Below are 21189 nucleotides of genomic sequence, written 5' to 3'. Positions count from 1 at the left end.
CCTGCCGTTGGGGGTTCGTCCGGACTTCAGTCCATCACCCCTGGAGGGTCCGTCAGGGCGCGAGCCCTACCCCGCTGAACCTAGGTTGCGCAGGGCTAGTCGAGTCCGTGAAGCACGCCACACCGGAGGCGTTCCGGCGGGAGCGCTCAGGCGGGAGCCGGGGCCGACGTCGTCGCCCGGGCCAGACGCGCGAGCGCGGCTTCGCTGCTGGAGCCCGGCGCCCCGTAGTAGGTGCAGACGCTCTGGTCCGCCTCGCCGGGGACGAGCAGGGTCTGGTAGTGCAGCGTGAAGTCGCCGACCACCGGATGGCGGAAGCGGATCTCGCCCTGGTCCTTCTCGTGCACGTTCTGGTCGTCCCAGAAGCGCGTGAATTCGGGGCAGCCCTCGCGGAGGTCGGTGATGAGGTCGGCGAGCCGGCGGTCGTCGGGGAAGCGTCCGACGTCGAGGTGGAGCATCGCCGTGGTCTGCTCGCTGACCTGTTCCCAGTCCTCGTAGAGCTCACGGGCCTTCGGATCCAGCAGGATGAAGCGGGCGTAGTTGCGGCGGCTGGCCGGGAGGGCCTCGAAGTCGGTCATCAGCGCCCGCGCCAGGCGGTTGCTGGCGAGCACGTCCGTGCGGCGGCCGAGGATGATCGCGGGGACGGACTCCATGACGGACATCAGGTCGTACAGCCCGGGCCGGACCCGCTGCGGCTCGTACGTGGGGGTGTGGTGCGGGGTGGGGGTGCCGCAGAGGTTGAGGAGATGGTTCCGCTCCACGGTGTCGAGGCGGAGTGCCTGGGCGATGGCATCGATGATCTCCAGGGACACGGCGCCGCCGCGGCCCTGCTCGATCCGCATATAGTAGTCAGCGCTCATCCCGGCGAGTCGGGCCACTTCCTCGCGGCGGAGCCCGGGGACCCGGCGCACCCGGCCGTCGAACGGAGCACCGAGGTCGGTGGGTGAGAGCCGTGCGCGTCGCGAGCGCAGGAAAGCGGAGATCTCTGCGGCCCGGTCCATGGCTTCCATTCTGCCGCACCTTCTCCTCCCGTCCGGGCAGGGTTCCGTCAGCAGGCGCCTCCCGCCGATAGCCTGAGGCAATGAAACCTCTGGCAGACCTCCCCCCGTTCATCTACGGCACCACGCGGCTCGGGCATGACGACGTCCCCCGCGAGCAGCAGGCGCACATGGCCCGCACGGCGATCGACGCCGGTCTCTGGCTCCACACCTCCCGCCAGTACGATCACGCCCTCGAGGTCCTCGGCGCCGCCTTCGAGGAGAACCGCAGTGCGGTCCCACCGGTGATCGTGAAGCTGGGCGGTGGGACGGCCGACGACGTCCGCGCCACCATCGCCGAGAACACCGCGCCCCTGGGGATCAGCTCCATCGACATCGGCCAGCTCACCGGCATCGGTGCGTTCGCCGACGGCATGCCGTCGGGCGGGCCCATCCTTGCCGACCTGCAGCGCCTCAAGAACGAGGGCCTCGTGGGGCGCTTCGTCCTCGAGATCTTCCCGTGGACGTCGGAGGCTCCGCTCAAGGCGCTGCGGGCCGGGCACCTGGACGGGCTGATCGACGGCTACATCTTCTACCTCAACCCGCTGCAGCGCTTCGCGTCGAACGAGCTGTGGGACGAACTGCTGGCGCAGGACAAGGCCATCATCTCGATGCGAACCGTGGCCGGCGCCCCCGTGCATGAGCTGCGCGACATCCCGGGCGCCGCATGGAAGCCGTACCTGCAGGAGCGGGCCGTCGAGGTGGCTCCCGTCTTCGAGCGCTCCGGCATCGAGAGCTGGGCCGAGTTCTGCATCCGCTTCGCGCACAGCACGCCGCAGGTGGTCTCCACCGTCGGCTCGGCCAGTCGCGAGGAGAACCTCCGCGAACTGCTCTCCTTCAGCCAGAACATCACGCCGCTGCCGCAGGACATCGTGGACGAGCTCTTCGCCCTGCACCGGCGCTGGTCCGACGAGACGGACATCCACGCGGAGCTGTGGAGCATGTAATTTCACCCGGAACGACGACGGCGGGGCAGTCACGTCGTGTGACTGCCCCGCCGTCGTTCGTGATGACCTGTTAAGTCAGCCGTCGCAGCCCCACCCGTCCTTGTCCCGGTCGAACTTCGGCTGGAATCCGGGCGAGCCTGCCGCGATCGGGGCGGCTCCTGCTGCTCGGACGGCGTCGCAGTTCTCGTAGTAGACGCCGGGGGCCGGAGCAACCGGGGCCGGAGCAACCGGGGCCGGAGCAACCGGGGCCGGAGCTACAGGGGCGGGCGCGACCGGCGCGGGCGCTACCGGAGCAGGAGCCACTGGCGCCGGTACGGGTGCCACGGGTGCTGGTGCCCCGGGGGCCGGCGCCACCGGGGCCGGCGCAGGCACGACCGGCGCAGGAGCGATGGGCGCGGGTGTCGGCGTCTCGACCGGCTCTACCGGCGCTGCGACCGACGGGGCCATCTGGTTGGTCGGGGCGAGGATGCCGTTGCAGTCGGACAGGATGGTCGCCATGGCGTCGTGCTCGGCCTGCGTGACCCACAGGGTGTAGGTCGCCTTGACGGAGACCTGCCGGGCCACGTACTCGCAGCGGTAGTCCTTGTTGCGCGGCAGCCAGGTGGCGGCGTCGCCGTCGCCCTTCTGCTGATTCGTGGGGCCGTCCGTGGACTGCAGGTTCAGGGGGTCGTTCGCGAACGCGACTCGCTGGTCGAAGGTCAACTGCTGGGCGCCCTTCTGCCATGCGTCCGACAGCGCGACGACGTGATCGATCTGCACGTCGCTGCTGGTCGCCTGGCCGCGCAGGAACGGGATGGTGGTCCCGGTGTAGGGATCAGCCAGGACGCCGGAGGCCACCTTGCAGGGCACCGAGTTGGCGTAGGCGATCTCCGTCAGGTCGCGGTTCAGCATGTCGTTGCGGGTGTCGCACCCGTTGCGGTCGACGTCGAGCCACGCCTGCCCGAACTCCTCGCGGTCGTAGCCGGTCTTCGGCGCACGGCCCTTGATGGGCAGCATCTCCAGCACGGCGAGCGCAGTGGTGTTGAAGGCCGGCTGGTCCGACGGCGCGCGGGGCACGCCGCCCGCATCGGCGGCAGCGTCCGGGTCGAGCGGGGCGACATCCGACGGCGTCGGGCTGGGAGTGGGTGACGGCGTCGGCTTCGCAGAGGGTGTCGGCGTGGCGGACGGTGTCGCTTCTGCGGACGGTGTCGCTGACGCGGTCGGAGCGTTGGGGCTCGGCGTGCTCGTCGGCTCAGCCGATTCAGTTGCCTGCTCGGCGAGGGCGGTCGGCACCGTATCGGATGCCGGCGTAATCGCACCTCCGACGAGCATGGCTACGACGGCGGCGCCTGCGGTTATCGCTCCGGCCTTGCGGCCTCCGAGGCGCGCCCAGGACGGGCGGTTCGTCAGGAGTGTGTAGAGCCCGGTGAAGAGGGCGAACGTGGCGGCCATGACGAGTGCCCCGCCGACCCCGCCGGCGATGAAACCGATGACGACCAGGAACAGGGCCAGTCCGGCGACGATTGCAGTCAAGGCCCGCACCTTCGGTTTGCTCGGCGATGACGGGTCGTGTGCAGGCGGGCGGAATGATGAATTGATGGAATGTCCCCAGTGTCGATGCGGTGTCTTTGGGCAGCGTACCCGCGCCGACCGCCGGGCACCGAACCGGAAGTGGGTGTCTATTGTTTTCCGTTCAAAATGCCGTGCAGGCTCAGTTTCTGGTCAGGATTGACGGGTTCGAGTCAGCAGACCCGACTTCTCGTGCAAGACTTTCAAGGTCATTCCCTGTGCTCATTTCCTTTCCCGGGACGGTCGCAGCTGATGACGTTCCCCGCCGGCGGCACGGACAGATCGCCCTCGTTTTCCCATTTCGCTGTGCGCTCGTACTCATTCCTGCAGAAGAAGATCGATGAAGCATGCTCGTTTCCGCCGGCTCGCGCCAGCAACCCTTTTGACCGTCGCGGTTCTCGCCTCGACACTGACTGCCTGTGACGACTCCGATCCATCCGCCGCATCGGCGGTCGACTACGAGCCCGGCACCGTGGTGCGCGTGATCGACGGAGACACCCTCGTCATCAATTTCGACGGCGATGACCAGACCGTCCGTCTGTTGAACGTGGACACCCCGGAGACCAAGCATCCGGACAAGCCGCTCGAGTGCCTCGGCCCCGAGGCTACCCAAAAGCTCGAAGCGCTGACGCCGCCCGGTACGCGGGTCGGGTTGGACTTCGACGTCGAGCGGACGGACAGGTACGACCGCGTGCTGGCCGCCGTGTTCATCGAGGACAAGACGCTTGTCAACGCAGAACTTGCTCGGGTAGGCCTGGGTGTGCCAATTCTCATCGAGCCGAACAAGAAGTACTACGACGAGGTGCAGGCCGCCTACAGCGAGGCTTCCGCCCAAGGGGTCGGACTACTGGACGATGCTGCAGGCTGTACGGTGCCGGCAGAAGTGGCCGACGCCGTGGAAGCCCTGATTGCGGCCACGGCGGCGCCCGTCGGCGACACGGAATCAGCGGCCGCTGCAACCGCCGCTGGCATCCTCACTGCCCTGACCGCGGCCAAAGCAGCCCGAGGAGCACTGGAAGCAGGCAAGGACACGGTCCGTGTCCTTGCACTCGGAGCCGATCGTACGGCCGCATTGATACGTGACCTCGACACTCAGATCACCAAGGGTGAACGGTCATTGGCCGCCGCCAACACGAAGGCCGCCTCCCTCAAGGAAGCTGAGAAAGCGGCTCAGGCTGCAGCCGCGAGGGAAAAGGCAGCCCAGGCAGCCGAAGCGGCACGCGTCGAAGCAGAACGCATCAAGGCGGAAGCAGCAGAGGCTGCACGCGTTGAGGCGGAACGCCTTCAGGCGGAGGCTGCAGAAGCTGCTCGCATCAAGGCAGAACGAGTCCAGGCAGTGCAAGCCGAGGCCATCGCTCGCGCCGAAGCTGACCGGTTGGCCGCCGAGGCCGCAGTAGTCGCTGAGCTGGAGCGGATCCGGAACCTGCCGCCCGCACCCGAGCCCTATATCCCGCCTGCAGCGCCTTACGTCCCTCCCGCTCCCCCCGCGGCACAGGATCCGTACCCTGGCTACACCGGGCCCCGCTGCTACGCGCCCGGCGGGAAGACTTACCGGCCCTGCTAGACATGAGAAGTGCCCTGGGCGGGATGACCTTGCACCATGCCGCGATCGCGGGCCAACCACCGGGGAGGACCGGCCAATGACTTCGACACGGGGTCGCGGACGAACCCTCCCATCTGATCACCTACCCGCTGGTAGGCGCCTCGCCTCGCGCCGACCGAGCACGGCCATTGCCCCCGCCAAGACGGTCGCGGCCACGGTCATCGCCACCATCGATGTATCCGGGGATCTCCCGCGCCACGCCTCGCGGACAGATTTCTCAGCCGGGTAACCGCCGCTCATGATCGCACCAAGGATGCCGAGGGTCTTCGCCGAGGTGCGGCGTCTCCGGCGGCTCAGCAGACCAGTAGTGGCCAGCGTTTGGAGGATCAGCATCACGCCCGGGGCGGAGAGGTTGGTTCCCATGACCCACTGGTCGCGCGCGACGTTCGCTGGGTCGCCCTTGAGCTTCCACACGTCGTAACTGGTCCTTTCCCGCAACGCCTTCCGAAGACCGATGAGGCCGAGGGCAAGCTGTACAGCCGAAGCCACGAACAACGTCTTCATCTGTCGATCCCTTCGTCTCCCGAGCACCGCCACCACCACGGCGACATGATAAATCTGTCGCTCTCGCGGCTCAAGAGCTTCGGGGTCGGCGGGCCGTCCGGCCATTGTGTGGAACAAATACCGTTCCTATACTTGCCCTGCCGGGGGCGGGTTCTGGTCTCGATCAATTACATCGGGGGCGATCCCATGACCGACTTCTTCACCATGAAGGCTGGCGAATCCGCGCCGCCGGTACCCGCAGGGCCCATCCTGTGCACCGGATCGGCGGGTATGCGGCGTGTCCACCGCTTCTTCCTCTGGGCGTACGACGAGGCACCCGGCCTGGTGCGATCCGTCGAGCCGGGTGATACAGCCCGTGCCGCCTACGTCGGGGAGGTGCTGGGCAATTTCGACAACGTGCTCCACGTCCATCACGAAGGCGAGGACCTCCTCATGTACCCGATCCTGGCGGAGAGGGCACCCGTGTGTGCTCTGCATGTGGAGCAGATGCTCGAGCACCACAAGCAGGTCACTCAGCGGCTCGAAATCATCGAGCCGGTCCGCCTGCGCTGGATGGAGACGGCGGATGTCGATACGGGAAAGGACCTCGCTGAACGATACGAAGACCTTTCGACCGTCCTCCACGTGCACCTGCGCCGCGAGGTCACGGAGGTGATGCCCGTCGTGGACAGAGTGATGACGGAGAAGGAAATGGACGCGGTCGGGCAGCACGGGATCGACACGTTCGACAAGAAGTTCCTGGTCGGCTATCTCGGAATGGTGCTCGCCACGAACCCACCCGGCGAACGGGAGGAACTCTTCAAGGAGATCCCCCTTCCGGTTCGCCTCACCTACCGCGTCATCGGGCGCAGGCTGTATCGGAAGCAGTACGCCACGCTCTTCCCGGGACGCCCCATCCCCGACACGCTCTGAACCGGCCTCCACCCTCGGCAGCCCGCTCTGCGCCTACGCAGGGGACGAAAGCCTCTGACCACCAACCGTGGACCGGGCTGAGGATCGAACCCCGCGCAGGCGCTGTTGTGCGGGCGTCACCCGAGGAGAAGAGCGTGCAGAGGAGACAGTCCGCGCCCTTTCGGGACCGGACCGACGCCGGCCGGCGGTTGGGGCAGCGGCTCCCAGCGTTGCGGGGGCAGGACGTGGTGGTGCTGGGTCTTCCCCGTGGCGGTGTTCCGGTGGCCTTCGAGGTGGCGACAGCGCTCGGTGCGCCCCTGGACGTGATCCTTGTGCGGAAGCTGGGGGTGCCGTTCCAGCCAGAATTTGCCATGGGCGCCATCGGAGAAGGCGGCGCCCGGGTCCTCGATCCGCACGTCCTCTCGCGGGCCCGTGTCACTGAGGAGGACCTGCGAACAGTCGAGGCGAAGGAACGGCAGCTCCTTGAGGAGCGCCGGACGCGATACCGGCAGGGAAGAACTTGGGCAGCTGTTCGCGGGCGCACCGTCGTCGTGGTGGACGACGGCATTGCCACCGGCTCCACTGCACGGGTGGCGTGCCAGGTGGCCAGGCAGCTCGGCGCGGCTCGGGTGATCCTGGCGGTGCCTGTCGCGCCGGCCCGGACGGTGGCCTCGTTCGAGGAGGCGGACGAGGTCGTGAGCCTGGTGTCACCACGGAGATTCCAGGCGGTGGGCGCGTACTACCAGGACTTCTCAGCCACCGAGGACGACGAAGTGGTCAGGCTGCTCGATCTGTCGACCGCGAATCCGAGCTCGACGCCGCACCCACCGGCTTCCGAGCCGGCCTGAAGACGGTTCCAGGCCCAGGGCTCCGGGCCTGGAACTCCACCAGCGGAGCCGACAACACCGAAGGAGCATCACATGGAACGAGTCATCGACAAGGTAGCCCTGATCACCGGGGGTGCACGCGGCATCGGCGCTGCTGTGGCCCTGCGGCTGCATGGCGAAGGGGCGAGGGTCGTCATCGCTGACATCCTGGACGAGGACGGACAGGAAACCGCGGAGCGTATCGGCTCGGGCGCCCTCTACGTCCACCTCGATGTGACCGATCCGCAGCACTGGCAGACTGCCGTGAACACCGCCGTCGAGGAGTTCGGGGGATTGAACATCCTGGTGAACAATGCCGGCATCGTGGACTTCGCCCCCATCGAGGATTACACCCTGGAACAGTGGCTGCAATCCCGGCTCTCAGACAGTCCAAAGGCGGGTCGATCATCAACATCTCCTCGATCGCCGGGATGCGCGGCTATGAACAGATCCCGGGATACACGGCCTCGAAGTTCGGCGTACGTGGACTCACCAAGAGCGCTGCCCTGGACCTGGGACCCCAGCGCATCAGGGTCAACTCGGTCCATCCCGGGGTCATCTCCACACCGATGACGGCCGACATCCAGTCGGACATGAGCCACGTGGCACTCGGCCGCGATGGCCATCCAGGGGAAGTCGCGAACCTCGTCCTGTATCTGGCGTCCGACGAGTCGTCGTTCGTCACCGGAGCCGAGTTCGTCATCGACGGCGGCGATACGGCGGGCACGGTAACCCGCCGCGAGGAGACCTAGAACGCCTGCGGCGGACGAAGGGGACTACCGCCTGAATTAGCGTCCAGGCGTTAGACGCGGCCCAACACCTGCTACCGCATGTGCCCCAGAGGGTGCCGTGGTGGGATACCCGGCCGCGATCTGTTGCTTGACCTGCTCGAGCTCGTTTATGAGTGAATCGACCGTGGCCCGGTACTTCGCGAACTCAGCCTTCCGGCGTCGGGCTCGTGCGAAGGCGACACACGCGGCAAGAATGGCGACCGGCACCGACACCAGCAGGGCCCACCCCGACGCAGCGAGGAAGTCCAGTGCGACGGGGAGCGCCTCCTGGAACGCCCGGAAGTCGTTCACCCCGCCCACGACACCTTCCAGCGTGGAGTCCAGCGGCTCCAAGAGGTCCCCCACCATGGGCGTGTCGGCGAGGGAGGGAGCGCTCAGCGTCTCCTGCCCCTCCGGGGACCACCGCGCATCGCTGAAGCTGCTCAGGACGTACACCGCGGCGCCCGCATTGAGGGCTGCGAAAAGCAGCACGGCGCCCAGCGCGATCCAGTGCAGACTCCGCCGAAGCAGGAAACCGATCACCAGCGCGACGACGGCGGGAACAACCCAGGTGAGAACGCGAAGCAGGTCGAGGCTTACGCCGCCCAGTAGATCCAAGGAATGCCCCCATAGAGATGAAATGAATACATGCCCGTGCTCCAAGGCTCGGCACGTCGCCGTAAGGCTACCGTTCCCCGACGGCTTGGGCGCCCAGCGACACCGCGGCCCGCTGGAGTGGACAGGACGTACACGGCGGGGCCCACACCCGAAGATGAGCGGCCCGCCGTCGAGCTGGCGCGGCGGGGTCACGCCGGCACCGTCGCTGAGGCTGCTTGAGCCGCAGGCCCACCAGCATGGCCCGTCAGGGCACGACGCCGGTCAGTAGCGCAGGATGGCTACGGCTTCGGCTCCTTCGGGCATCTCGTCCTGTGTCACCACATGGACAACTCCACCGTGTTGCAGCGTTTCGATGGCGGCGATGCCCAAGAGATCCTTTCCCGAGTGTTCGAAGGCCCGGCCTGTCTCCACCCTGTCGGCGTCCGTGTCGTAATTTCCCCATACGGGCTCACCGTCGTGAAGCAGCAGGGTACTGATCCGGCCGTGGTGTGCTGCGCGGACGACGTCTCCGATCTCGGTTGCCGCGGATTCGTCGCCCCGACCAAGAAGCTCAGCTGCGCGGGCGAGTGCCTCTACCCGATCCTTGTCGAGCTGCTCCTTTACTTGTGCGTACGCCACGTCGTGCAGCGCCGCGTCGTTGAGAGCACTCGGATTGGTTTCCACCACCCCTGCCAGGAGCTGACCGGCCTGGCCAGCCTGCTGGAAATGCCCACCGATCTCAGCATCAGCGACGAGCACCAGGGGTTGAGGGCTTGCGGCGAGAATCTTCTCCGTAGCCTTGGCCACCTCTGCCACGTATTCCAGCAGTCGTGCCTTCCTGAAGTCCGGCGGGCTTTCCCCGTATACCTGCGCATTGGGGATGTTCGCTGTTCCTACAGCAGGGCGCGCAGGCGGACTGGCCTGCACCGGGTTCTCATAGTCGTTCTCGATCGATGGCCTCTCGGGGAGGTCCGCATACCTTTCCTCGGTCAATTCGTGGCGGGACGCGCTGAAGTAGGTTGCCTTGTCGGCCGTCACGGTCAGAATCGAGAAGTGTCCGTCGGCTGCCAGCAAGGGCAGGAGGGGCCTGACGTGGAACTTCTCCCCCACAACAACGAGTTCGTCGAACCCGAGCGGAACAACATACTCGCGCATGCCGTGCTCATCGATGAACAGCGCCAGTCCGGCACTCTGGTTCTGCCAGAACTCGCGGTTCTCCAGGAGGTCCGTGGCGGGGCTGAGGACGGCGGTGGCGTCGGCTTCGGGAAGGCCACGTTCGACGAGTTTCGTCCGAGCTTCCGCCAGGAGATTCTTCAGCCGGATGGGGTCCTGGCGCACCTCCTTCCCCCGCGCATGTGTATTCATGAAAATCGATACCGCAGTGGTCGGTTCGAGGGTGATCAGTCGGGTCAGATCGTTCTGGGTGAACACTGTGGTGTCCTTTCACAGATCGTGGTCGGTACCGGTCTCCGCTGAATGCTGACTCCTCAATTTTAGGAAGAAGGACTGAAGCTGGCCATCGGCGACGGTGAAGCTTCTCACCCACAGAGCGGGGCCCGCACCCACAGTGCGAGCCCCGCCGTCGTCCGTGTTAGACCTAGAACGTCCGGATGGGGATCTCCGCCGGCTCCATGAGCAGGCCCTCGATCTCGTCGTCGAGCTTGACCAGCGTGATGGATGCGCCGGCCATGTCCAGGGACGTGCAGTACTCCCCCACATAGCTGCGGCCCACACTGATGCCCTGCTCGGCAAGGCGCTTGTGCGCCTGCCCGTACAGCAGGTAGAGCTCGCTGATCGGTGTGCCGCCGAGGCCGTTGACCATGAGGGCCACGCGGTCGCCGTCGCCGAACGGCAGATCCTTCACCACCGGGCCGAGCAGCTCCTCGACGATCTCGTTGGCCGGTATCATCTTCGCCCGACGGCGTCCCGGCTCCCCGTGGATGCCGACGCCCATCTCGATCTCGTCCTCCCCCAGCTCGAACAGCGGGCTGCCCTTGGCCGGCGGAGTACAAGCGGTCAGCGCCACACCCATTGTCCGGGTCACCGAGTTGACCTTCTCGCCGATGCGGATGACCTCATCGAGATCCGCCCCGCGCTCGGCGGCAGCGGCCACGGCCTTGATGACGAAGAAGTTGCCCGCCACACCGCGCCGGCCGATGGTGTAGGTGGAGTCCTCCACGGAGACGTCGTCATTGATGAAGAGCGTCTTCACCTCGATGCCCTCGGCGGAGGACATCTCCTGCGCCATCTCGAAGACCATCTTGTCGCCTGTGTAGTTGTTCACCAGCAGCAGCACACCCTTGGGCGAAGCCATCATCTTGGTGGTCTCGTACACGTAGTCGAACGGTGGGGCCGCGAACACGTCGCCCGGGCACGCGGCGTCGAGCATGCCCTTGCCCACGATCATCACGTGCGCGGGCTCGTGCCCGGAGCCGGAGCCCTGAACGATCGACACCTTGTTCTGGTCCGGGCCGTCGGCGCGCATGATCAGGTTGTACTCGGGCACGTACTTCAGGGTGTCCGGGTTCGCGAGCGCCAGGCCCTCGAGCATCTCGGGGACGAACTGCTGCGGATCATTGACGAACTTCTTCATGGGGGCTCCACATCGTTGTGAGGGTTGGACGGGTAAGGGAGGACGAGTCAGGGCCAGTCGGCCACGATGCGTTCCACGATGACGGCCACGGCCACCGCGCCGGCGTCGGGCGAACCGATGCTGCGGGTGCCGCTGTAGCTGGCGCGGCCCCGCTTGGCCTCCATGGTCGACGTCGCATCCGCACATTCCCGGATCTTCGCGGCGAACGCCTTCCGGCACTCCTCAGCGGAGGCACCGGCGGCGAGCTGGCGTTCCAGCTCGTCGGTGGCGGGGATGACGGCGTCGAGCAGGGTCTTGTCGCCGAGGTCCGAGTTGCCGCGGGCCTTGATGCCGTCGGTGGCACCGCGGAGCATGGCGACGACGGCGGCCCCGTCGATCGTGTCGGCGGTCTTCGCTGCCGCGGACGCCCGCAGGAACGCGGTCCCCCACAATGGCCCGGAGGTTCCGCCGATCCTGCTGGAGATGGCGAGGGCTATCTGCTGCAGGAAGGTGGCGGCATCGTCGCGCTTGAGGGAGTCCCAGTCGGCCAGGACCTTCTCGAAGCCGCGGGCGAGCGAGTAGCCGAGATCGCCGTCGCCCACCACGGCGTCGAGGTCGCCGAATTCTTTCTCCTTGTCGACGGCGGTCTGCGCCAGGGAGTGGATGACGTACTCGACGTCGGCGAGGTCGGTGGCGCTCATGGTGTCTCCGTTTCAGTCAATGGGCGAGCCGCGGAATGGGGGGCAGGAGCGGACAGCAGCTCCTGCAGCGTGGCGAGGGTGACGACGCCGGCGGGCTTCACACCGGCGGGTGTGGCGAGCGCCTCGGCCTGCTCGCCGTCGGGATCCCCGAGGGAACTGACCACGAGCGATGCGCCCGTGAAGTCCTCCTCGCGGGTGAAGCCGCTGACGGTCACCACGGTGCGGAGGCCGGCGGCGACGGCGGCGCGGAGCCCGTTGCCGCTGTCCTCGACGACGATCGCGTCATCCTCCGATACCTCGAGCTCCTTCAGGGCCAGCAGGTAGATGTCCGGTGCGGGTTTCTTGGCGGGCACCACGTCGCCGGCGAACACCGCGAAGTGCGCGGCGAGCTCCTCCCCGACGGCGTGCGTCAGGACGGCGCGGACAGCGGGTTCGGCGGAGGTGGAGGCGACCGCAAGGGTCCAGCCGGCAGCATGCGCTTGCTGGACGATGCGCGCGATGCCCGGCCGGGCCGGCATGACGCCGCTTTCCACGAGCCCCTTGTAGACCTCGGTCTTCCGCTTGTGCCAGGAAAGGATCGCGGCGTCGACGGCGTCGTCGTCGGTCAGTCCGAGCTCATCGCGGAGCGAGGGCGTGAGGATGCTCCGCATGCGCTCCTTGCCGCCGCCGATCTTCACCTTCTCGGCATACTCCTCGACGCTCCACTGCACGGGCACACCGAAGTCGGTGAAGGTCTGGTTGAAGGCAGGGAGGTGGCCGTACTGCTCGGTGTCGGCGAGGACGCCGTCGCAGTCGAAGATGAGGGCGGGCATGCTCAGCGGCCGCCCTTGCCGGCGCTGCCGAACTGGCCGCAGAGGTCCCTGACCATCGCGACGATGTCGGCTCGCGTGTGCTTGAACAGCGACGGCGGATCCCACTTGTTGTTCTGCTCGGCCTGCTTGAGGAACGCCAGGCTGGACTGCATGTACGTCTCCTTGAGCGCCGTGGAGATGTTGACCTTCGCGCAACCGCGGGCGATGAGGTCCGCGAACTGCTCGGCGCTGAGTCCGCTGCCACCGTGCAGGGCGATGGGCACGCTGCGGGCCTCCACGAGCTGGGTGACACGCTCGACGTCGAGCACCGGGGCGGCCTTGTAGCTGCCGTGGGCGTTGCCGATGGACGGGGCGAAGACGTCGATCCCGGTGGCGTCGATGAACGCGAGCGCCACGTCGAGGCTCTGCTGCTTGGAGACCTCGTCGGACCCGTGGTCGTCCTCGACGCCGGTGATGGCCTCGATCTCGCCCTCCACCTGGGCGCCGTAACTGCGGGCCTCTTTGACGACGTCGATGGTCTGACGCTGGTTCTCCTCGACAGGCAAGTTGGAGGCGTCGAAGAGCACCGAGTTCCAGCCGGCCTTGAGGCATTCGGTGACGACATCGCGGTCCGGGCAGTGGTCCAGGTGCAGGGTGACGGGCACCTCGATGCCGCGGGTCATGGACTGCCACATGTCGAAGAGCACGCGGGAGCCGATGCTGCGCACGGTCTTCACCGAGGTCTGCAGGATCACCGGGGAGTTGGCCTCCACCGCGCCGGCGAGCACGCCCTCCATGGTGAGGTCGTTGAAGATGTTGATGGCGGGCACGCCGTAGCGTGCTTGGAATGCCGGGTCGACGATGTCTTTCAGGGGTACAACGGCCACAGTAAATCCTCCTGGTCAGGGCTGCCCCTCACGCTAGGTGGGTGTTCACATGTTGGGTATGGGGGTTCTCCCGCCCCCGGCCTGGGGGTAATCACCACCCCGGGTAATCACCACCTCGCCAGCAGCGGACGCCGGTGGTTGAGTGGGCCGCGGCCGCCCGGCCACCCACTTCGACGACGAAGGACACCCATGACACCCGGATCAGTACTCGAGACCATCACGTCCGCAGAAGCCCGCATCGTCATCGACGCCGCGGCAGCGAAGGCCACGGAGATCGGCCAGCCCATGGACATCGCGGTGGTCGACGCCGGCGGGAACCTCAAGGCGCACGTGCGCATGGACGGCGCGAACATCGGCAGCATCACCATCGCGATCAACAAGGCCTACACGGCCATCGCCTTCCAGTGCGAGACCGGCGACCTGCAGGAAGTCACCCGACCGCACGGCCCCATCCACGGGCTGAGCGACGCGCATGGCGGCCGCCTCGTGGTGTTCCCCGGCGGCATCCCGCTGGTGCGCGACGGCAGCATCGTCGGTGCCATCGGCGTCTCCACGGGCACCATCGAGCAGGATCAGGAGGTCGCCTCCGCCGGCGCCGCAGCCTATCTGGAGTTCGCTGTCGCCTGACCGCGCTGCCGCGTCACGGCGTCAGAACCGGCCACCCTCGCGGGACTTGCTGGACTCGGCGATCCGCTTGATGGCGGCAAGCGTCGTCGGGATGCCGTCGAGCGCCTGCCGGGTCCGGTCGGCGATCTGCGCTGGTGCATCGGTACCGAACTTCTCCTCAAAGAAGGCGATGCCACCCGGCAGGAAATCCCAGGACTCGGTCAGAGTGGTCCCGGCGCCGGCCGGCGTCAGGGTGTAGCCCCAGCGAACCCTGTCGCCGCCGACCACCCAGGCGAACTCGCGGCCGGGCTCGGCAGCCACGACCTGCGATCGGGTCTCCCAGGTGCGGTGCGGGAGCTCGTTGTGCCCGGTGAACCAGGAACCCACCTGGCCTGCAGCGGCGTCGTCGTCCCACCAGCACCGCGTGCAGACCGGACTCCACTCGCCGGTGCGAATGATGTCGGAGACGAGCTCGTAGACGCTTTCCGCCGATGCCTGGATGGTGATGGACTCCTGATGGTGGCGGATCTCTGTCTGGCTCATGCGCCCATTCTCACAGAGCGGGTCACCTGCTCGGTCCCCGCCACCGCGGGGGTCGGCGGCAGCGCTCAGTGCGTGCATAGACTGGGCTCTCGCGATGGCTACGAAGGGCTCAAACATGTTGAACACCGAACGAACCGGCGCCGGAAGGCCTCTCGTCCTCGTGCACGGGCTCGGCTCGAGCATCCGCACCTGGGACCCCGTCCTCCCCCTGCTGCGGGACCAGCGCGAGATCATCGCCATCGACCTCCCCGGATTCGGCGGCAGCAAGCCGCTCGCGGGCGAGGTGACCATCGCGACCCTCACGGACGCCGTCGCACAGTTCCTCGAGCAGGAGAACCTGCGCGATGCCGATCTCGTCGGAAGCTCGATGGGTGCGCGGATCGTGGTCGAGCTTGCGCGGCGGGGTCACACCGGCAACGTCGTCGCCCTCGATCCCGGAGGATTCTGGAACGACACGCAGGTGCGCATCTTCAACGCCAGCATCACCGCGTCTATCGCGTTGGTACGGCGTATCCAGTCCGCCCTGCCGTCACTCGTCCAGCAGGCCGCGGGCCGGACGGCGTTGCTCGCCCAGTTCTCCGCGGCCCCCTGGAAGCTCGACCCGGACCTCGTCCTGACCGAGCTTCGCGGATTCGCCACCTCGCCGAGTCTTGATGACGCGCGGAAGTCGCTCGCGCACGGCCCGCGCCAGGCAGGCACCCCCCGCGGGACGCTCAAGGGCAGGCTGGCTTTCGGCTGGGGCCGGTCGGACAGGGTCACCCCGCTCAGCGAGGCCGCCGTCGCCATGTCCCTCTATCCGGACGCCACCCTGCACGTCTTCGAGGACTGCGGGCACTTCCCGCACTGGGACCAGCCGCAGGAAACAGCCCGGTTCATCCTCGACGCCACCGCGGCTGGGTCTTCGTAACGATCTTCTGAGCCGCACACCTGCCAAGCGTGCTCGCGGCGCTCCTGCCTACCTGGAGTTCGCGGTCGCCTGACCCTGGCGCTGCAGGCCGACCAGCATGGTGCGGTTGCGGGTCCCGGTCTTCCGGAGCATCGCGCTCACGTGCTTCTCGACGGTCTTGACCGAGATGGCCAGCCGCGTGGCGATCTGCTTGTCCGCCAGGCCTTCGGCCAGAAGGTCACGGACCTCGAGTTCGCGGGCGGTCAGCTGGATTGCCTCGCCGGCGTCCGTCGCACGGGTCTCCGTAAGGCGGGTGAACATCGCGCCGTCCAGCAGTGCGTCGCCGCGGGCGGCGGCGACGACGACGCGCGCCACCTCCGCCGGTGCGGAGGAAAGAGAGAGGAATCCCCGCACGCCCGACGACGCCGCGGCCGCCAGTTGCTCATCGGTGGGGCGGTCGACGACGGCGACAACGGGCCGCTCCACGGTGTCTCTCCCCTGTGCCCTTGCGTGGGCGTACTGGGCAAGCAGGTGCTCATCGAGGACGAGCATGTCGGGCTGCAGGAGGGACACCGATTCCGTGAGGTCCTCAAGCGTTCCCACTTCGCCCAGCACCTGGACGGACGGCTCTGAGGTTTCGAGGAGCCGGACGAGCCCGGCCCGGAGAAGGGGCTGCGCGCAGGCGACGAGGACCTTCCACCGTTCCCGGGATGCATCACCGTTCGAGGAGTAGGGCACCTCGGCGCGGACGCTCGTGCCCCAGCCCGGCGTCGAGTCCACATGAAGCTCGCCGCGCAGGAAGTGGGCCCGGGCGGCCATACCGTGCAGCCCGAGCCGGCGGCCCTTCAGACTCGTCGTCTCCTGATCCTCGAACCCGCGGCCGTTGTCCTCGATGACGGCCGCGATACCGGTGGTGTCGTAGAAGAGGCCTACCCGGCACGTCCTCGCGTCTGCATGCATCACCGCGTTGGCGATCGCCTCCTGGATGATCATGAAGAGCTGATGAGCCACCGCGGGCGCCAGGTCGTGGGGGTCGCCGGTCACAAGGAACGTCACGTCGATGGGGTAGCTCGCGTTGATCCGGTCGACTTCCTGGCGCACCGCTTCCTTGAGCGTCCTGCCCGCCAGGCTGGAGGGACCGAGTCCCAGCACGGTACGGCGGGTCTCGAAGAGCGCCTCGTGGGCGAGCACCCTGGCGGAGTCGATGTGCTGGGTGGAGGGCGACCCGCCCGGTGTCGCCTTATCCGCGCGGTCGAGGTGCAGCAGGAGCGATCCCAGGGACCGGCCGATGGTCTCGTGGACAGCCTGAACGGCACGCTCACGTTCGCCCGCGACGGCGGCTTCGCGTTCCTTCGCTGCAGCGGCCTGGTGGAGCCGGGAGTTCATGATGGCGATGGCGGCATGGTTGGCGAAGAGTTCCACGAGGGAGGCGTCGGCGGGGCTGAAGACGCGGCCCGGTCTGTCACTGAAGATCGCGAACGTGCCGATGATCGTGCCGGCCCACGTGATGGGGACGCCGATGACGGCGCTCCCCCACCGCGGGTCCGCCGGGTCGATATGGCCCGAGGGTACGGACGCGTAGCGGTCGAGGATGACAGTGCCGCGCGTCTTGACGATCTGCCCGGTGAGGCCTTCGGTCAGGGGGAAGGTCTGGCCCTCGCGGCAGCCGACGCCCTGATCCACTTCCTTGCGGTAGTAGCCCTCCGCCTCGTGGACGATCGAGATGGAGCCACTCTCACACTCGAGGAGGGCGGCGGCGTGCCCGAGGACGCGTTCGAGGAGCGGGACCAGCTCGAACTGTCCGGCGAGGTCCCCAGCGAGCTCCGTGATGCGGTCAAGTTGGGAGGGCGGAGGGTTCTGCTGGTTCTGGGTGTTGTTGGGCGTGGGAAGCTGCTGCATGTACGGCACCTGTCTCGTGCAACCGGGCGCGACGCTGCGCACGGGGTTTCAGGATAGCGGGCCGTCAACCGAGCACCAGTAGACAATCGACGATCTTCCTTAAGGCCTAGGTGGTCTGCACGCGTCGATTCGGCAGTGGACACAGATGGGTGAGTTTAAGGACCGGATTTGTTCGGTTGCCTTTAGTGCTAAGCCACCCGAACGTTCGGACGCCACGACTCAGCAAGAGTAGCTTTAGGCCGCTCGATGGCGAAAAGGCTAGCCTTTGTGTATGGCTCTCCCCCCGGGTGGCGCCTACCGTACTGGGCAGGCAATTCTCTTCACCGGTAATCCGTCGATCCCGGTGAGTGCGCCCATCCCTGCCTATATCGGACCCTTCGCCTGCTGCTGGCGCATCCGTGCGCCCCACGGCACTGCGCTCGATGGAATCGACTGCCGGATCGAGGAAGATCGCGTAGTCCTTACCCGAGCCGGCTGCCCTGCACGCCTGCTATGTCACTCGCCGCGTCGAGGCGCTCGAAGACGCGCCTACTATCCTCGATAACGCTGGTTAGACTGGTGGAGTCGTAAAAGAAGCCCACCCTGCAGGGACTGGCATGGGCGCCGACGTTGGCAAGGGCTTCTTAGACACTAAGTCCCTTTAGCGCCGCTGACGGCGAACCGAAGTCTCCGCCAGGACCGTGCGAACCAACTGCAGGGCACACCATCTCAGTGACCGACAAGGACGGCACGACGGCGACTCTCGAGATTCAGCACGGCGAGCAGCACGCTTAGGACCCGGCCCCAAACCAGCAGGTGTACGGCAACGCCGAAGTGCGAAATTCTGCCCCCACCCCTAGCACTCACTGTTCGTTCATGATGGGGCTCCCGCGGCATCCAAAAGCCTTCGACAGGTGGAAGCGCCGCTACATCGCGTAGACCTGACGGTTCGACTCGCCCAGTACCGGCAGCGTGAACATTCGATAAGAACCGGGCAGTGTTTCTTGCTTTTGAAGGTAGAGTCGAGTCATGAGCGAGAATGATTCATTCGATGACCTATCCTTCGATGTGGACGAGAATGACCTAGCCGAGGAAGTTCGCCCTGACTCTACCGTCACTTGGGGTACAGACTGGACCGTAGACACAATCATCGGTCAATTGGCAAGGGGCAGATTTGACCTAGAGCCGGCATTCCAGAGGCGGGATGTTTGGAATGATCTTAAACGATCAAGATTCATAGAAAGTCTTCTTCTAGGCATACCAGTTCCACAATTAATCTTAGCCGAACGTCGTGACGCGCGCGGAAAATTCATTGTCTTGGATGGAAAGCAACGCTTGCGTAGCTTGCAGCGATTTGCAGGTTTAGATGGCCCTTCAATGAAACTTAAGGGTCTCCAGGTTCTCAAACATTTGAATGGACTCACCTATGACGATTTTAGAACTAATCCAGGCCTAGAACCTCATGCGGCAGCAGTCGAGAATCAAGTAGTTCGTGCAGTCGTCCTGCGAGACTGGTCCAGCGAAGCACTCCTGTACCTAACTTTTCTCCGTCTTAATGGGAACGTGGTCGGGTTATCGCCACAGGAACTACGCCGAGCCCTCCATCCCGGTCCCTTCATGAATTACGTTATGGAGTACTCGGCTAGCAGCCTCAGTATTCACAAATTCTTAGGCAGAAAAGGCCCAGATTTTCGTATGAGGGATACAGAAATCCTCATCCGGCACATAGCCCTCACCCTAAGGAGAAACGACTATCGAGGGAATTTGCGCGCGTTTCTGGATGAAAGTTGTGAAGCCTTTAATGAAGACTGGGTGCAGCATCAAAGCGCGACTGTAGCTTCCGCTAAAGGTTTTGATCTAGCGATTGAGGCTACTATCGAGATATTTGGCAAGAATGCATTCAAGAGATACTCTGCAAAGGGATACGAGCCGCGCAAGAATAGGGCCGTTCTTGACATCATGGCCTTCTATTTGCAGCACGAGAAGGTTCGTGAGGAATGTCTACAGCGCGCGCCGGAGGTCAAGGATAGCTTCGAGAGAATCTGCATTGAAGATGGCGATTTCTCTCTATCATTGACAACCACCACTAAATCGAGCGAGGCAGTAAACAACCGCTTCACTAAATGGGGCGGAGCCTTGACAAACATTTCGCCTTCCGCGTCGATTTACATCTAGCCGTCATGACGCGACGAGTTCTATTGCGGGCTGAACTATCAAGCAACTTACTAACTCTGCAACGCCAATACCTGACCCCCATGCGGCCTTGGCCTCGCCACGAAGATTTCCTCAACGGTGATACCTACATGGTTGCAGCTCACGCCCTATTTGAAAGATACTTTGAAGAACTGTGCAGAAGCGTAGTCACCGCCTGTTTATGGCGATATAAATTCTCCCATGTTTTGCCCATTCCGCTTCGAAACTTGATTCAGGTTCACGAGGGGATCAGAGTAGGGCGCTCCCAGAATTATAAGTTTCTGACCGAGGTCGAATCGATAGCTGAAGCGACTAAGTGGTATATAGGCAAGCTTGACACCAACCACGGAATCAAGCGAGACAATCTACTTTCGATGTTGCTGCCGCTTGGTTTCACCGAGCTTGACTTCGACCCAACATGGCTTGACTCGATGGACTCTTTCGGAAGCACACGGGGCGACATTGCACACGGAAGACTCACTACTCGTCGACATGTCCCACCGGTACACCTTGCGGCACCATCTGGAAACCTGTCTATACAGGTGCTGCCCCAGAATCAAGCACGCGGTCGCATGCAGTACGCCAGCTGGGATGTAGATCGGCAGATCCAGGCTCTACTTCCTGAAGCGTTTGGCTGGGATCAACGGTGCCTAAGGTATCTTTGACAGGACGCCGAACAGAAACTGCGCATCGTGCGCGACACGCTACCTTCGAACAGGGCTCGCTGCCTCATCACCGTTTCATCTAACGTTTGACCTTCTCGCGCCCCATCCGCTTCGACACCTAGCTGTTGTGGCAGCTCAATCTATCAGCGCTGGTGACGATGCGAGTAGGAGAGTTGGGGCATCGCCAACCCAAATGCCGGATACTGCACCCGCCGGAGCCAAGCCCTCCCTCTTGGTGGCGTTAACATCCGTGTCGAAGTTGATGGGAATTGGTCGGCACACGCAGCTTCAACAACCGACTTCTCGCCGAAGGCGGAACCTTATCGGATCTAAACCAATGACGCAGAGCTTCGTAGAGACCGGGCACCGTCTTGGCTCTCTATTATCTAGTTATCTTATTTCACGGCTATTTCTATCGCCGACACGCCTGCTCGACACCTCGCTGGCTGAGAGCGGGAGAAGGAACTTTTCGGGGAAGGAAACTCGAAAAGAACTATGGGGTGGTCAGCGAATGCAATCTAGCCGGCAACACTAAAGTTGCGAGTCAAGATTGTTCGAGAGTGCCCGCTCAGGACCGCAATCGAGGACACCAAAGTGCGCTGCTTAAGAAGATTGCAGAAAAATATCATGTTTCGAAGCTTGGCTGCCGGATAAACTAAGCGTGCAACTATGGCGTGGGTAAAGCTTGATTACATTACCCGCCTGTC

Annotated in this window: 18 protein-coding genes and 1 pseudogene; 8 read left to right on the top strand and 11 right to left on the bottom strand. The window is 65.1% G+C overall.

Annotated elements, in window-relative coordinates; translation table 11 throughout:
- Positions 1 to 146: 146 nt before the first annotated feature.
- Entirely contained in the window at positions 147 to 998 is an 852-nt protein-coding gene (locus ACX80F_RS03415; RefSeq protein WP_459334985.1) for a helix-turn-helix transcriptional regulator, read from the bottom strand.
- Positions 999 to 1078: 80 nt separating this feature from the next.
- On the opposite strand from ACX80F_RS03415, the gene ACX80F_RS03410 reads away from it, so the two are divergent.
- Positions 1079 to 1981 (top strand): aldo/keto reductase, encoded by a 903-nt coding sequence (locus tag ACX80F_RS03410; protein WP_459334984.1) that lies wholly within the window; start codon positions 1079 to 1081, stop codon positions 1979 to 1981.
- 75 nt (positions 1982 to 2056) lie between these two features.
- Here ACX80F_RS03410 and ACX80F_RS03405 read toward each other — a convergent pair whose 3' ends face one another.
- Positions 2057 to 3502: a GmrSD restriction endonuclease domain-containing protein gene (locus tag ACX80F_RS03405; RefSeq protein WP_459334983.1), complete on the bottom strand. Its 1446-nt coding sequence runs from the start codon at positions 3500 to 3502 to the stop codon at positions 2057 to 2059.
- Positions 3503 to 3869: 367 nt separating this feature from the next.
- Here ACX80F_RS03405 and ACX80F_RS03400 point away from each other — a divergent pair, with 367 nt between their 5' ends.
- Positions 3870 to 5093 (top strand): thermonuclease family protein, encoded by a 1224-nt coding sequence (locus ACX80F_RS03400; protein WP_459334982.1) that lies wholly within the window; start codon positions 3870 to 3872, stop codon positions 5091 to 5093.
- Between the two features lie 117 nt (positions 5094 to 5210).
- On the opposite strand, the gene ACX80F_RS03395 is transcribed toward ACX80F_RS03400, so the two are convergent.
- A complete protein-coding gene (locus tag ACX80F_RS03395) occupies positions 5211 to 5753 on the bottom strand; it encodes a hypothetical protein (RefSeq protein ID WP_459334981.1) in 543 nt (180 codons plus the stop codon).
- Between the two features lie 69 nt (positions 5754 to 5822).
- On the opposite strand from ACX80F_RS03395, the gene ACX80F_RS03390 reads away from it, so the two are divergent.
- The 3 genes and pseudogenes from ACX80F_RS03390 (at position 5823) to ACX80F_RS03380 (ending at position 8145) form a co-directional block, all read left to right on the top strand.
- Entirely contained in the window at positions 5823 to 6548 is a 726-nt protein-coding gene (locus ACX80F_RS03390) for a hemerythrin domain-containing protein (protein ID WP_459334980.1), read from the top strand.
- Positions 6549 to 6682: 134 nt separating this feature from the next.
- Positions 6683 to 7375 carry a phosphoribosyltransferase gene (locus tag ACX80F_RS03385; protein WP_459334979.1) on the top strand — a complete coding sequence of 231 codons (693 nt, stop codon included), beginning with the start codon at positions 6683 to 6685 and terminating at the stop codon, positions 7373 to 7375.
- Positions 7376 to 7447: 72 nt separating this feature from the next.
- Positions 7448 to 8145, top strand: a pseudogene (locus tag ACX80F_RS03380) (SDR family oxidoreductase).
- A gap of 36 nt (positions 8146 to 8181) precedes the next feature.
- Here the strand turns inward: ACX80F_RS03380 and ACX80F_RS03375 are convergent.
- The 6 genes from ACX80F_RS03375 to ACX80F_RS03350 all read right to left on the bottom strand — a co-directional run bounded on the left by ACX80F_RS03375 (position 8182) and on the right by ACX80F_RS03350 (position 13711).
- Positions 8182 to 8781, bottom strand: a complete 600-nt coding sequence (locus tag ACX80F_RS03375) for a hypothetical protein (RefSeq protein WP_459334978.1) — start codon at positions 8779 to 8781, stop codon at positions 8182 to 8184.
- 261 nt (positions 8782 to 9042) lie between these two features.
- Entirely contained in the window at positions 9043 to 10191 is a 1149-nt protein-coding gene (locus ACX80F_RS03370) for a baeRF3 domain-containing protein (protein ID WP_459334977.1), read from the bottom strand.
- 166 nt (positions 10192 to 10357) lie between these two features.
- Positions 10358 to 11353, bottom strand: a complete 996-nt coding sequence (gene dhaK, locus ACX80F_RS03365; protein WP_459334976.1) for a dihydroxyacetone kinase subunit DhaK — start codon at positions 11351 to 11353, stop codon at positions 10358 to 10360.
- Positions 11354 to 11400: 47 nt separating this feature from the next.
- Complete coding sequence (gene dhaL, locus ACX80F_RS03360; protein WP_459334975.1) at positions 11401 to 12033, bottom strand: dihydroxyacetone kinase subunit DhaL; 633 nt, start codon at positions 12031 to 12033, stop codon at positions 11401 to 11403.
- Positions 12030 to 12845 (bottom strand): HAD-IA family hydrolase, encoded by an 816-nt coding sequence (locus ACX80F_RS03355; protein WP_459334974.1) that lies wholly within the window; start codon positions 12843 to 12845, stop codon positions 12030 to 12032. Before ACX80F_RS03355 ends, dhaL begins: the two co-directional genes overlap by 4 nt.
- A gap of 2 nt (positions 12846 to 12847) precedes the next feature.
- Positions 12848 to 13711 carry a class II fructose-bisphosphate aldolase gene (locus ACX80F_RS03350; RefSeq protein ID WP_459334973.1) on the bottom strand — a complete coding sequence of 288 codons (864 nt, stop codon included), beginning with the start codon at positions 13709 to 13711 and terminating at the stop codon, positions 12848 to 12850.
- Positions 13712 to 13900: 189 nt separating this feature from the next.
- Here ACX80F_RS03350 and ACX80F_RS03345 point away from each other — a divergent pair, with 189 nt between their 5' ends.
- A complete protein-coding gene (locus ACX80F_RS03345; protein WP_459334972.1) occupies positions 13901 to 14338 on the top strand; it encodes a GlcG/HbpS family heme-binding protein in 438 nt (145 codons plus the stop codon).
- Between the two features lie 21 nt (positions 14339 to 14359).
- Here the strand turns inward: ACX80F_RS03345 and ACX80F_RS03340 are convergent, their stop codons facing one another.
- Positions 14360 to 14860 carry an SRPBCC family protein gene (locus tag ACX80F_RS03340; RefSeq protein ID WP_459334971.1) on the bottom strand — a complete coding sequence of 167 codons (501 nt, stop codon included), beginning with the start codon at positions 14858 to 14860 and terminating at the stop codon, positions 14360 to 14362.
- Between the two features lie 115 nt (positions 14861 to 14975).
- On the opposite strand from ACX80F_RS03340, the gene ACX80F_RS03335 reads away from it, so the two are divergent.
- Positions 14976 to 15767 carry an alpha/beta fold hydrolase gene (locus ACX80F_RS03335; RefSeq protein ID WP_459334970.1) on the top strand — a complete coding sequence of 264 codons (792 nt, stop codon included), beginning with the start codon at positions 14976 to 14978 and terminating at the stop codon, positions 15765 to 15767.
- Between the two features lie 48 nt (positions 15768 to 15815).
- On the opposite strand, the gene ACX80F_RS03330 is transcribed toward ACX80F_RS03335, so the two are convergent.
- The gene (locus ACX80F_RS03330; protein ID WP_459334969.1) at positions 15816 to 17645 is read right to left on the bottom strand and encodes a GAF domain-containing protein; all 1830 of its coding nucleotides are present in this window, start codon (positions 17643 to 17645) and stop codon (positions 15816 to 15818) included.
- Positions 17646 to 18653: 1008 nt separating this feature from the next.
- On the opposite strand from ACX80F_RS03330, the gene ACX80F_RS03325 reads away from it, so the two are divergent.
- Entirely contained in the window at positions 18654 to 19799 is a 1146-nt protein-coding gene (locus ACX80F_RS03325; RefSeq protein WP_459334968.1) for a DUF262 domain-containing protein, read from the top strand.
- Positions 19800 to 21189 lie beyond the last annotated feature (1390 nt).

The organism is Arthrobacter sp. TMS2-4 (assembly GCF_054511075.1).
This window is presented reverse-complemented; position numbering and strand designations above follow the sequence as displayed.